This is a genomic window from Marinomonas sp. (assembly GCF_965225885.1).
Classification (GTDB): domain Bacteria; phylum Pseudomonadota; class Gammaproteobacteria; order Pseudomonadales; family Marinomonadaceae; genus Marinomonas.
This window is the reverse complement of sequence record NZ_OZ245329.1, coordinates 4,562,255-4,574,432: the sequence shown is the minus strand read 5'-3', so window position 1 is coordinate 4,574,432 and position 12,178 is coordinate 4,562,255. Positions and strand designations below refer to the sequence as shown.

General features: G+C 42.7%; 11 protein-coding genes. 7 read left to right on the top strand and 4 right to left on the bottom strand.

Features of this window, described 5'->3' with window-relative positions:
* Positions 1-60 precede the first annotated feature (60 nt).
* The 7 genes from ACO05V_RS21880 to ACO05V_RS21850 all read left to right on the top strand — a co-directional run bounded on the left by ACO05V_RS21880 (position 61) and on the right by ACO05V_RS21850 (position 5,807).
* Positions 61-540, top strand: a complete 480-nt coding sequence (locus ACO05V_RS21880) for a peroxiredoxin (RefSeq protein WP_421856673.1) — start codon at positions 61-63, stop codon at positions 538-540.
* Positions 541-836: 296 nt separating this feature from the next.
* The gene (locus tag ACO05V_RS21875; protein ID WP_072840176.1) at positions 837-1,844 is read left to right on the top strand and encodes an amidohydrolase family protein; all 1,008 of its coding nucleotides are present in this window, start codon (positions 837-839) and stop codon (positions 1,842-1,844) included.
* A 30-nt stretch (positions 1,845-1,874) separates the two neighbouring features.
* Positions 1,875-2,552, top strand: coding sequence for a 4-carboxy-4-hydroxy-2-oxoadipate aldolase/oxaloacetate decarboxylase (locus tag ACO05V_RS21870; RefSeq protein ID WP_421856670.1), 678 nt, complete (start codon positions 1,875-1,877; stop codon positions 2,550-2,552).
* A complete protein-coding gene (locus ACO05V_RS21865) occupies positions 2,545-3,633 on the top strand; it encodes a 4-oxalomesaconate tautomerase (protein WP_421856667.1) in 1,089 nt (362 codons plus the stop codon). The genes ACO05V_RS21870 and ACO05V_RS21865 overlap by 8 nt, the downstream gene beginning before the upstream one ends.
* A gap of 46 nt (positions 3,634-3,679) precedes the next feature.
* A complete protein-coding gene (locus ACO05V_RS21860) occupies positions 3,680-4,552 on the top strand; it encodes an amidohydrolase family protein (RefSeq protein ID WP_421856664.1) in 873 nt (290 codons plus the stop codon).
* Between the two features lie 44 nt (positions 4,553-4,596).
* On the top strand, positions 4,597-4,959 hold the full coding sequence (locus ACO05V_RS21855; protein WP_421856661.1) for a protocatechuate 4,5-dioxygenase subunit alpha: 363 nt from the start codon (positions 4,597-4,599) through the stop codon (positions 4,957-4,959).
* Positions 4,959-5,807: a class III extradiol dioxygenase family protein gene (locus ACO05V_RS21850; protein ID WP_421856658.1), complete on the top strand. Its 849-nt coding sequence runs from the start codon at positions 4,959-4,961 to the stop codon at positions 5,805-5,807. Before ACO05V_RS21855 ends, ACO05V_RS21850 begins: the two co-directional genes overlap by 1 nt.
* A 93-nt stretch (positions 5,808-5,900) precedes the next feature.
* Here ACO05V_RS21850 and ACO05V_RS21845 read toward each other — a convergent pair whose 3' ends face one another.
* From ACO05V_RS21845 to ACO05V_RS21830, 4 genes are all read right to left on the bottom strand, one after another.
* On the bottom strand, positions 5,901-7,538 hold the full coding sequence (locus ACO05V_RS21845) for a methyl-accepting chemotaxis protein (RefSeq protein WP_421856655.1): 1,638 nt from the start codon (positions 7,536-7,538) through the stop codon (positions 5,901-5,903).
* A gap of 328 nt (positions 7,539-7,866) precedes the next feature.
* Positions 7,867-9,162 carry a methyl-accepting chemotaxis protein gene (locus tag ACO05V_RS21840; protein WP_421856652.1) on the bottom strand — a complete coding sequence of 432 codons (1,296 nt, stop codon included), beginning with the start codon at positions 9,160-9,162 and terminating at the stop codon, positions 7,867-7,869.
* Positions 9,163-9,286: 124 nt separating this feature from the next.
* Positions 9,287-10,591, bottom strand: a complete 1,305-nt coding sequence (locus tag ACO05V_RS21835) for a methyl-accepting chemotaxis protein (protein ID WP_421856649.1) — start codon at positions 10,589-10,591, stop codon at positions 9,287-9,289.
* A 590-nt stretch (positions 10,592-11,181) separates the two neighbouring features.
* Positions 11,182-12,162 carry an aldo/keto reductase gene (locus ACO05V_RS21830; RefSeq protein ID WP_421856646.1) on the bottom strand — a complete coding sequence of 327 codons (981 nt, stop codon included), beginning with the start codon at positions 12,160-12,162 and terminating at the stop codon, positions 11,182-11,184.
* Between the last annotated feature and the right edge of the window lie 16 nt (positions 12,163-12,178).

Below are 12,178 nucleotides of genomic sequence, written 5' to 3'. Positions count from 1 at the left end.
GTTTTTTTAAGATAGGTTGCGTTAATATAAAGGTAACCTAATTCTTTGGAGATAAAGTTTATGTCGATTCTTATGGGTGATATGTTGCCTCATGGCTCATTTCAAGTAATGGGTGAAGACGGGCCTGAGACAATTGATGTCACAGAATTTTTTTCCGGCAAAACTGTATTGATGTTTGCGGTTCCTGGTGCTTTTACACCAACGTGCAGTGCAAGCCATTTACCTGGATTTGTTGTGCACTTTGATGCTTTGAAAGAAAAAGAAATTGACGAGATAGTTTGTCTGTCTGTAAATGATGTTTTTGTAATGAATGCATGGGGCAAGGCAAATAATGCTGAAAACCTAATCATGGCTTCTGATGGTTTAGCAGAGTTTACTTGCTCAATGGGATTAGAGTTGGATATCTCCGCAGCCAAGATGGGCATTCGTAGTCGTCGATATGCCATGTTAGTGACAAACGGTATTGTGCAGCAGTTATGGTTGGATGAGCCGGGTGAATACAAAGTGAGCTCAGCGGAATACGTTTTGAGTCAACTTTAAACGCCAATACATACGTTTTAAAAAGTCGCTTTAGCGGCTTTTTTTATGTCTTTTTAGCGACCTTTTATCGAATAAAGCGGGTGGTATAAGATCTACATTGTACCTAAATTAAAAAGTCGCTATCTCAAAATGCAATACTCTTTCGGCCAAATTGAAATAGCCAAATTGTCCGTACATAAAGAATACTTTCCTTAGATTATGATCGAATGACTGTAAAAAGAGGCAAGACTTAGTGTCGACACCTAGTCTTCTTTCAACGGCGTTTGTTACCTTAAACAAGAATAGAGAGTAGTAACATGATTATAGATTGCCACGGACATTATACGACTACGCCAGCAGGCGTGGGTGAATACCGCGATAAACAAAAAGCACAGGTTGCTAAAGATCCGGCTTTTGTTGGTGAAAAAGGTAAAGTTATTGTTTCCGATGACGAAATTCGCGACAGTATCATCAATAATCAGCTGCGCTTACAGCAAGAACGTGGCACTGACTTAACTATCTTCTCTCCTCGTGCCAGCTGGATGGGACACCATATTGGTAATGAGTACACCAGCCAATATTGGACAGAACATCAAAACGATTTGATTCGCCGTGTTTGTGATCTTTTTCCTGAGAACTTTGCTCCTGTTGCACAATTGCCGCAATCGCCAGGTGTTGACCCAGGTAAATCGGTTGCTGAGATCGTTCGTACTGTCGAAGAAATGGGCTTTATTGGTATAAATTTGAACCCAGATCCAAGTGGCGGTTACTGGCAAGATAAGTCTTTGGCGGACCGCTCTTTCTATCCTATCTATGAAAAAATGTGTGAATACGATATTCCTGCGATGATCCATGTGAGCGCGGCCTGTAACGACTGTTTTCACACCACAGGCTCACACTATTTAGGTGCGGATACCACTGGCTTCCAGCAATTAATGATGTCAGACGTATTTAAAGATTTCCCTGAATTAAAAATTATCATTCCTCATGGTGGTGGCGCAGTGCCTTATCATTGGGGACGTTTCCGCGGTATGGCATTAGATCAAGGTTTTGATCTTGCCGAGCGCGTTTTGAACAACATCTATTTTGATACCTGTGTTTACCATCAGCGCGGTATTGATCTTCTATTAGACATTATTCCAACGAAGAACATCTTGTTTGCGTCTGAAATGATTGGTGCAGTACGTGGCGTTGACCCAGAAACTGGTCATTATTTTGACGATACGAAACGCTATATCGATAACAACACGGTGTTATCCGCTGAGCAAAAACAAGCTATCTTTGAAGGTAATGCTCGTCGCGTATTTAGTCGTTTGAAAGCGTAAGGCTTTCGATTACAAGGGAAGAAAAGAATCATGCGAAATAATGTAGTAGTACAAAATATTGAACGTGCCGACCAAGCGGTAATCGATGGTTTGGCGGAGTGTGGCGTAGCGACGATTCATGAGTCTCAAGGTCGTGTTGGCTTGCTTGCTCATTACATGCGCCCCATTCAAATGGACAAAACCATTGCCGGATCCGCGATCACTATTTCAGGCGCCGCTGGCGATAACTGGATGATGCACGTGGCGATTGAGCAGTGCAAAGCTGGCGATGTCATGGTGTTTGCGCCAACGTCTCCTTCTAATCATGGTTTTTTTGGTGATTTGTTAGCGACATCGGCACAATCTCGTGGCGTGGTTGGTTTGATTATCGAAGGTGGTGTTCGTGATACTCGCGATCTTCGTCAGATGAACTTCCCTGTTTGGTCAAAAGCGGTCTTTGCCGAAGGTACGATTAAAGAAACCGTTGGTTCCGTTAACGTGCCTATGGTTTGCGCGGATGCTTTAGTTAATCCAGGTGATGTGATTGTGGCCGACGATGACGGCGTGGTGGTTGTACGTCGTGAGAATGCGGATGAAGTATTGGAATTGTCCCGTAAGCGCATGGCAAATGAAGAGTCAAAACGCGTGCGAATGGCGAATGGCGAATTAGGCTTAGACATTTATGAAATGCGCCCACGTCTAAAAGAGAAAGGTTTGAAGTATGTCTGAACATTCAGGCGTTATAAAAAGTGCGCCTTGTATGTGGATGCGTGGCGGCACGTCAAAAGGTGCTTACTTCTTAGCCGCAGATTTACCGACTGATATTGATGCTCGCGCGCAGTTTTTATTGCGCGTGATGGGATCGCCAGATGAACGTCAGATCGACGGCATTGGCGGTGCAGATCCATTAGCATCAAAAGTTGCTGTGGTGAAAAAATCCGAACGCGACGATGCCGATGTGGACTATTTGTTTTTGCAGGTATTTGTTGATCAAGCGATTGTGACCGATGCGCAAAACTGCGGCAATATCTTAGCGGGTATTGCACCGTTTGCCATTGAACGAGGCTTGGTTGAGGCGAAAGAAGGCGAAACCTCTGTACGTATTTTTATGGAGAATACCGGTCAAATCGCGGTGGCGCGTGTCGAGATAAAAGACGGCGAAGTGCAATACGAAGGCGATGCTCGCATTGATGGTGTGCCTGGTTTTTCGGCTGCAGTGCCGATTGTGTTTCAAGATACCGCAGGATCAAGCTGTGGTGCCTTGTTACCAACGGGTAATGTAGTTGATGTGATTGATGGCATAGAAGTAACCTGCATCGACAATGGCATGCCAGTGGTGATTATGCGCGCTGCGGATATGGGCATTACGGGAACTGAGTCTCGTGAAGAGCTTGAAGCCAATGACGAGCTGCGTGCCAAGCTAGAATCTATTCGCTTGCAAGTTGGCCCTATGATGAATTTAGGTGACGTGAAAGAAAAATCCGTTCCTAAAGTGACCATGGTGAGCGCCGCGACGAACGGCGGCGCTATTTCTACTCGTACTTTCATTCCTCATCGTTGTCATGCCTCGATTGGTGTCTTGGGTGCGGTGAGTGTGGCGACAGCGGCAGTCTTGAAAGGCTCGCCTGCGAATGAAGTGGCAAAGTTTGAATCTGGGGTTCGTATGACCTTGGATGTTGAACATCCGATTGGCGCGATGACAGTGATTTTAGATCAGCAAGAAAATGGCGATCTAGGCTCAGCGGCGATTTTACGTACCGCGAGAAAATTGTTTGAGGGGCAAGTGTTTGCTCATAGCAACGGTCTTTAATACGCTGATTTTGTTAGCATAACGAATTTTTTAAAGGTATTTGAACATGATGGACAAAGATTATATTCCATTTCATCCTGCTCCAAGCAAACCCGCTTTCAAAGCACCAGCGGGTGCGGTGGATGCGCATTGCCACGTTTTTGGACCAGCGGATAAATTTCCCTACCATCCAAAACGCAAATACACGCCTTGCGATGCGTCAAAAGAGCAGTTGTTTGCCTTGCGTGATCATTTAGGTTTTTCTCGTAATGTGATTGTTCAAGCGTCTTGCCACAGTACCGACAACTCGGCTTTGATCGACGCGTTAGAAGCGGCGGGTGATCTGGCCCGTGGTGTTGCGTTTGTTGATGACTCTATCACTCACGAAGAAATCGAAAAAATGCATGCTGTGGGCATTCGTGGTGTGCGCTTTAACTTTGTGAAACGTCTTGTGGACAGCACACCAAGAGAAGTGTTTTTCTCGATTGCTGACAAGATCCGTCCTTTCGGTTGGCACATTGTTGTGTACTTTGAAGCGGCAGATCTAGAAGACTTGATTCCTTTTTTGAAAGAATTGAATACCACGATTGTTGTTGATCATATGGGAACACCAAATGTTGCCAATGGTGTGGATCATCCAGACTTCCAACGTTTTGTTAACTTCATGGCCGATAACGACAATGTGTGGTGCAAGGTGAGCTGCCCAGAACGTTTGACTCAACATGCGCCTGATTATTCTGATGTTTATCCTTTTGCCCGCACGTTAGTTGAGAAGTTCTCAGATCGTGTATTGTGGGGAACAGATTGGCCACATCCGAACATGAAAGTGGAAGCGCCAAATGATGGTCATCTTGTGGATGTGATTCCTCATATCGCCCCAACACCAGAGCTACAACACGCTTTGTTGGTGGATAATCCGATGCGTCTTTACTGGTCATAACGTTTTAATCGAAAGACCAATAAATAAAATAAAAGGTGTTTACCATGACTGCAAACGATCCGACTCAACCCGTTCCGGGGACTTACTTGTTTGATGGCAAGATGGCAAAGAAAGGCTATGGATTGAACAAAATGTGTTTCTCTTTCAACGAGCAATCGGCTCGTGATGAGTTCAATAAAGATCCAGATGCTTATTGTGCGAAGTTTGGTTTAACCGATATGCAGATAAAAGCCATTCATGAGCGAGATATCATTGGTTTATTGCAACAAGGCGGCAGCATATATTATGTCGCGAAGTTCGCAGGCCTGCTTAAACTTAACATGCAAGACATCGGCGCCATTCAAACGGGCATGAGTCTTGACGAATTCAAAGCTATGTTGGTTAGACGTGGCGCAGGAGAAGAATAATGGCGAATATTATTGGTGCAGTAACAACGTCGCATATTCCAGCAATTGCCAACGCAATGGCAAATAAAGCAGAAGAAACACCTTATTGGAAACCTTTTTTTGATGGTTATCCGCCAGTGCGTAAATGGTTAAATGAAAAGAAACCCGACGTGATTGTGTTGTTCTATAACGATCATGGTTTAGAGTTTTTTATCGACAAAAAACCGACATTTGCCATTGGTGTCGCGGATGAATACCACAATTCAGACGAAGGTTGGGGGATTGCGACCATTCCACCTATTACTGGGGAATCTGAACTGTCTTGGCATATTGCGAACAGTTTAGTGGAAGATGGTTTTGATATGACCATCTGTCAAGAAATGAAAGTCGACCACGGTCTGACTGTGCCACTGAGCTTGATGTGGCCAGGTAATGATTACGGCCATGTAAAAGTTATTCCGGTTTGCATTAACTGTGAACAACATCCAATGCCGCAGCCAAAACGTTGTTATGCATTAGGCCAAGCGATCGGTAAAGCAATTGAATCTTTTGACTCAGACATGACAGTGGCGATTTTTGGTACAGGCGGTTTATCTCATCAATTAGATGGCGAGGCAGCTGGTACACTTAACCGCAAGTTTGATCTTGAGTGCATGGATAAGTTGGTAACGGATCCTGAAGATTTAACGAAATATTCCAACTTGGACTTGGTTAAAATCGGTGGCGCACAAACCGTTGAGCTAAACATGTGGATCGCCATGCGTGGCGTTTTGCGCGGTAAAGTGACCGAACTGCATCGTAATTACCATGCGCCTATTTCCAACACGGGTGCTGGCCTTTTATTGCTTGAGCATGAAATGCCGAAATAATTTTTTAGGTTTTAAGCCATTAAAACGAAAAATCCGCTGCCTTTACAGGACAGCGGATTTTTTTGTCTATGTTACTTGATGAATCAACTTTGGTTATTTGCTTTTCAATGTAAATCGATCCGCCAGTGTTTTAAGGTGCTTGCTTTCATCACTCAGCGTTTTAGACGCTTCTTTTGTGAATTGTGCGCTGTCATTGATTTCTGTAGATGCGGTATGAATGGCTGCGATGCTGTCACTTAATGATCGTGCTGCGGTATTCTGATGTTCTGAAGCAGTCGCAATTTCGGCATTCATGCTGGCAATATTGTTCGTTGCTTTTAGAATACGCTGAATAGATTGACCTGTCTCTAAAGTATGCTCAAGCTCAATTTGCATCTGCTGTTGGCTACTTTCCATGACATTTTTCGCTTTATGCGCATTACCTTGTAAAGTATTGATTGTGTCATTGATTTGACCGATAGATGTTTGAGTTTTCTGCGCCAGTTGACGAACTTCATCGGCAACCACGGCAAAACCTCGTCCTGATTCGCCTGCTCGTGCCGCTTCTATAGCCGCGTTCAGAGCAAGTAAGTTAGTTTGTTCTGCGATGGTTCCAATGACTTCGGAAACCGTACTGATGGCTTGACTGTCGTTGCCCAACTGATTAATCACTTCCACAGCTTCAGAGATGGATACCGCTAAATGCTTAGTTTGCTCAATCGCACTGCTTACCGATTTGTTTGTATTGTCCGCTTCTGTTCTGGCATCGCTCGCACTGTTAGAGGCTTGGTTGATATTTTCTACAACCACTTCTAAGCCAGCTTGCATTTGTTCAGTTGCTGATGCGATAAGGGAGATTTCATGTCGCTGAATATCCAAATTGCTAGCCGTTTCAGATAAACGCGTATTAAAAGAGATTGTGGTGCGGTCAAGCGCTTTAACGCTGTCGATGATTTCCTCAACCAGATTAGTCAAGCCGGCTTCCATGCTGGAAAATGTTTGTGCAGCGCTGCCCATCTCGTCTTGATTAAATTGAGTCAAATCGAGGCGGGTGCTGAGATCACCTTTGGCGACTTTTTCCATCTGCCTACTTAACAAGGCCAATGGCACGGTGACTTTTCGAGTGATGATTAGGGCGGAAATGATCAAGAAAACCAATAAAATGATGCCCAAAGCAGACGTCATATAAATAAGGCTTTGAATGTTTTCTGACTCGGTTTTTTCAATCTCTATGGCGTTTTGTTTTATGTGATTCTGGAATTTCGTTAGAGAGTCAATGATTTCATTAAATGGAGCAAGCATCGGGCCAAGCATGGTGGCACGTGCTTTTGCAATATCGCCCTGGTCTATTAAGGCGATATAGTTTTCTTGCATACGGCGATAGTTTTGAATATTGGCATTGTACTCTTTAACAAAGCTCTGCATGACTTCTGTGTCGCTGAGGGACGTCATGATCTTCTGTGTTTCAGCGACGTGTTTGTCATTAAAAGCAATGGTTTGAATGATTTTCTGATGTTCTTTCAGGTCTTCTGTTAAACCGTAATCTAACGCAAAACGACGATATGAGACGGTATAAAAGCGTAGATCGGAAACCGCTGACATTAGGCTCATATTGCGATTAACAACGGTTTCAAATTGATTTCTGACATCGCCTATCGCCATCATCAAATATAATCCGCAACCTAGAATGCCAATCAAGGCGATACTAAATGTACCTTTAATGGCTTGGCTTATTGAAACTGCTTTTAGCATTTCTTACCTCTTCTCAAGACAATTTTGTATCTTTGGTTTAAAACAAAAAACGTGGTTACGGTTTTTTATTTTCTAATAAATTTTTTGAATATCAAATGCTAGAAATATTAAATAAGCGCTGATTTCTGCGCGTTTTTTCTAGCGCTAATACGCAAATAATCTGGGAGCAAATATAGCAGAAAAGTTATTCTCTTTTACAATTATTTACATAAGGGAGAGCGTAGAAATTTGATGGGCTCGTAACGCGAGATCTTTCTAAGAATAGGTAGAAAAAGTTCGATCACTTAAGTGATCGAACGTGTAGAGCCGATTTCGCAGGGTTCTTGTTTTACTCGATATTGAGAAGTGTATTAACCGTATTAGAAACGTGTATCGCGCCTTTCAGAATTTCATCTATGATGCCAGACGCTTCATCTATCAATTGCGCGTTTTCTTTGGAGCGTTCGCTTACTTTGCTCATGCTGGTTTTTGCTTGGCGAGTTAAGTTGCTGTTTTGTGCCACCATGTCTTCAATTTCAATGGTAGATTTACTGGTTCGAGACGCTAGCGTTCGCACTTCGTCAGCAACAACTGCAAAACCACGACCATGTTCGCCTGCACGGGCGGCTTCAATGGCGGCGTTGAGCGCCAATAAGTTCGTTTGATCAGCAATCGAACCAATGGTAGTCACAATTTTTGCAATACTTTCTGACTGGTGATTAAGTTGTTCTATAAGGTCTGTCGAGACTTCAACATCAGCAACAATTTGGTCAGAAGTTTCGACAGTACGACGTAAAATCTTCGCGCCATTTTCCGATACTTGGGCGGTTTCTACTGACGTTGAGTGAGCGACTTCGGCCGCGCGTTGAATGGCTAACTGCATATTAACGCGCTCTGTGATGTCTGAGGCGACTTTGAGTACTTTAACGACTTTACCAAATTGGTCGAAAATAGGATTGTAGCTAGCTTCTAACCAAACAGTTTGACCTTGCTTGCCAACACGTTCAAATTGGCCTGTTTTAAAGTCACCACGAGCCAGTTCGGCCCAAAATTTTGGATTGTCTTGATAAAATTGTTCCGTGCAAAATTTACGGTGTAGTTGGCCAACAATTTCTTTTTTGGACTGATAACCTAACGCCATTAAAAAATTGTCATTTGCGTTGATAACTGTGCCATCTGGTGTAAATTCTATGGTCGCCGATGAACGATCAATGGCGTTGTAAACCGCTACCTGACTGTCTGCTATGAGTTTAGCGTGGGTGACATCGGAAGCAATTTTTATCACTTTCACAACAGTGCCATCTATTTCAACAGGGAAGTAAGTTGCTTCAAGCCAAACATGCGAGCCGTTTTTGTGTTTACGCAAAAACGTGCCTTCTTTGCTTTTGCCAGCGGCTAGGTCTGACCAAAAATTTTTGTAATCTGGGCTAGATGTAATTTGGCTCGGACAAAGCAATGAATGTTTTTGTCCTTGTATTTCTTGAAGAGAATAACCAACCGCATTAAGAAACAATGAGTTTGCTTCCAGTACTGTGCCATCTGGTAAGAAACTAATGGTAGCGCAGAATTTATTCATTGCGTCTATTGCCGAGCTGTCGACAGATTTAATTGGTTTTGTTTCGGTCTGTTTCTTAATGAAAAACATTTACTTCTTCTCCCTAGAATTGTTCAGTTTATTACCAGACTATAAATGGTGTTCATTTGTAATGATGTGGTAAAATTGTCCTGAAATGTAACGGTTAGTTACCTTTATAATTAAAGAGAGGTAATTACTTTTCTGTATGTAGTAACTTGCTCACTGTATTTGAAACGTGTTTCGCTCCTTTTAATATTTCATCTATGATGCCTGATGCTTCATTAATTAATTGAGCGTTCTCATTTGAACACTCACTTACTTTACTCATACTGGTTTTTGCTTGCAGAGTTAAATTACTATTTTGTTTAACCATGTCTTCAATTTCGACGGTTGACTTGCTTGTTCTGGCGGCGAGCGTACGAACTTCATCGGCGACAACAGCAAAACCTCGGCCATTTTCTCCAGCACGAGCGGCTTCTATTGCTGCATTTAGTGCTAACAAATTGGTTTGATCGGCAATTGACCCAATGGAAAAAACGATTTTTGCTATGCTTTCCGATTGATGATTTAGCTGTTCAATAAGGTCGGTTGACACTTCAATATCGGAGACGATTTTGTTAGAAGTATCAACGGTACGGCGTAATATTTCAGCACCATTTTCAGAAACTTTTGCTGTCTCTATGGAAGTTGAATGTGCGATTTCAGCGGCATTTTGGATCGCCAGTTGTGTGTTTACTCGTTCGGTAATATCTGACGCCACTTTAAGTATCTTAGCGACCTTGCCGAATTGATCGAAAATTGGGTTGTAGCTGGCTTCTAGCCAAACAGTTTTGCCTTGTTTGTTGATGCGTTTAAACTGCCCTGTTTTAAAGTCACCATGAGCTAACTCTGCCCAGAAATTAGGATTTTCTTGATAAAATTCAGGTGTGCAAAATTGACTATGGTGTTGGCCAATAATGTCTTTCTGAGTGCGGTATCCCATCGTAGTAATAAAGTTATCATTAGCGGTGATAATGGTGCCGTCGGGCTTGAATTCTATGGTCGCAGAAGATCGATCTATCGCGTTGTATACTGCATTTTGGCTATCTGCCATTATTTTGTTGCGGGTAACATTGGAAGCAATTTTAATGACTTTGGTTATCTTGCCCTCTATCTCTACTGGAAAGTAGGTGGCTTCAAGCCAAATATCTGAGCCATTTTTATCTATGCGTAAGAATGTACCTTGTTTACTTTTTCCTGCCGCCAAATCTGCCCAAAAATGTTTGTATTCTTGGCTCGATGTTATTTGTGCTGGACAGAATAGAGCGTGTTTTTGACCTTGTATTTCTTCCAGTGAATAGCCTACAGTGTTTAGAAATAGTGAGTTGGCCTCTATTACTGTGCCATCTGGTGAAAAGCTAATAGTGGCGCAAAATTTTTCCATGGCTTTAATAAACGCAGCGCCTTCATTTTTATTATCGATTTCTTCGATGGCTTTTTTAGGCTTGGTAAAAAACATGACAGTTCCTCGCTTGGGGTGTTTCGTCAGTAAGACAGCTGTATTCCCCTGAATTCGTGTAGGTATATTCCTACAAAACTGGTCGAATTTTATACTGTAATGCTTAGGTTTAATGTTTGATTTGTGTCATATACGTGTGATGTTTGTTAACGGTTCACTTATTTTGAGTAACACTTTGTGAGTGGCTGTTGTCTTTTAGGGAAGAAAAAATGATGAGCTGCAAGTGGAGCCTTTAGACAAGGCTCTGCTTTAAGCTAAAGGTAATGGAAAGATCGCATTGTTGGCATTATATGAAAGCCTTGAACATGAATTAGGTATCGAGAGCGACATAAGAGACAATTCTTGATTGGCACTCCGATTAAGTAATACAGCAACGCTATGCCCAGTAATAGTGTTGATCTATAACCGAGGTGAAATTATGGTTCGTATTATTGTCACGCCTCGAGAAGCGCTAATTGAGATTGTATGAATTTAAGATTTATTAATTTCTACAAATAAAAATCCCTCTTTGCATTTCTGTTTTTCGCTAGATGGCAGGCAAAGAGGGGTTTATATTTTGAACATGACTTTTAAAGAGTTTTAAAAAGCGTTTAAAACTCTTCTGTATCGATTTCGGCTTGTTGGGCTGCGGTATATCGCGTGCCGTGGACGTTATTTTGATTAATCATCTCGTCTAGCAGGCTGACTTGTTTGGCATCCAGCTTTAATTGCGCCGATTCAAAATTGTCTCTCATATGATTAACCGAACGAGTGCCGGGAATAGGCACGATGTTTTCATCTTTTGCGGTGAGCCAAGCCAAAGCCAGTTGCGATGGCGTGCAGCCAATGTCTTTCGCAAGAGCAAAGTAATCGTTCAGCAAAGCAAGGTTGTTAGGGTAATGCTCGGCGTTAAAGCGTGGCATGTTGTTACGAATGTCTTTGGCTTCTAAATCGGCAACGTCTTTTAATGTGCCCGTTAAGAATCCGCGTGCTAATGGGCTGAAAGCGACAAAACTAATCCCCAGTTTCTTACAGGCTTCTAGCACGGCAATTTCTGGATTGCGTGTCCATAATGAATATTCGGACTGAATTGCGGTAATCGGGAACTCGTTGTGAGCACGAGTTAGCGTTTCAGCAGACACTTCGGATAAACCTATCGCACCGATTTTTCCTTCTTTTACCAGATCGCCGAGAGCTCCAGCACTTTCTTCGATGGGTACATTAAAGTCCAAACGATGCAAATAATACAAATCGATATGGTCTGTTTGTAGGCGTTTTAAACTGTCTTCGCACTGCTTGCGAATGTTTTCTGGTCGGGCGTTAATCTCTTTTTTGCCATCTACCATGGCCATGCCGCATTTGCTGGCAAGGAAAAATTCATCGCGGCGATCTTTTAGTGCTTTGCCAACCAATAGTTCATTGTTGCCGCCGCCATATAAGGTTGCGGTATCAAAATGGCGATAACCCATTTCAAAGGCTTGATGAAGTGCCTTGATGGCTTGCTCTTCAGCAACAGGCGAACCATAAGCATGGGATAAATTCATGCAGCCTAGGCCGATTTTAGGGTTGGCTAAGTGAGAGTGTTTTGACATAACAATATCCTTAATA

Bases quoted from the DNA above. Each gene is read 5' to 3' on its own strand.
- ACO05V_RS21880 (WP_421856673.1), top strand. From the start codon at position 61: ATGTCGATTCTTATGGGTGATATGTTGCCTCATGGCTCATTTCAAGTA.
- ACO05V_RS21875 (WP_072840176.1), top strand. From the start codon at position 837: ATGATTATAGATTGCCACGGACATTATACGACTACGCCAGCAGGCGTG.
- ACO05V_RS21870 (WP_421856670.1), top strand. From the start codon at position 1,875: ATGCGAAATAATGTAGTAGTACAAAATATTGAACGTGCCGACCAAGCG.
- ACO05V_RS21865 (WP_421856667.1), top strand. From the start codon at position 2,545: ATGTCTGAACATTCAGGCGTTATAAAAAGTGCGCCTTGTATGTGGATG.
- ACO05V_RS21860 (WP_421856664.1), top strand. From the start codon at position 3,680: ATGATGGACAAAGATTATATTCCATTTCATCCTGCTCCAAGCAAACCC.
- ACO05V_RS21855 (WP_421856661.1), top strand. From the start codon at position 4,597: ATGACTGCAAACGATCCGACTCAACCCGTTCCGGGGACTTACTTGTTT.
- ACO05V_RS21850 (WP_421856658.1), top strand. From the start codon at position 4,959: ATGGCGAATATTATTGGTGCAGTAACAACGTCGCATATTCCAGCAATT.
- ACO05V_RS21845 (WP_421856655.1), bottom strand. From the start codon at position 7,538: ATGCTAAAAGCAGTTTCAATAAGCCAAGCCATTAAAGGTACATTTAGT.
- ACO05V_RS21840 (WP_421856652.1), bottom strand. From the start codon at position 9,162: ATGTTTTTCATTAAGAAACAGACCGAAACAAAACCAATTAAATCTGTC.
- ACO05V_RS21835 (WP_421856649.1), bottom strand. From the start codon at position 10,591: ATGTTTTTTACCAAGCCTAAAAAAGCCATCGAAGAAATCGATAATAAA.
- ACO05V_RS21830 (WP_421856646.1), bottom strand. From the start codon at position 12,162: ATGTCAAAACACTCTCACTTAGCCAACCCTAAAATCGGCCTAGGCTGC.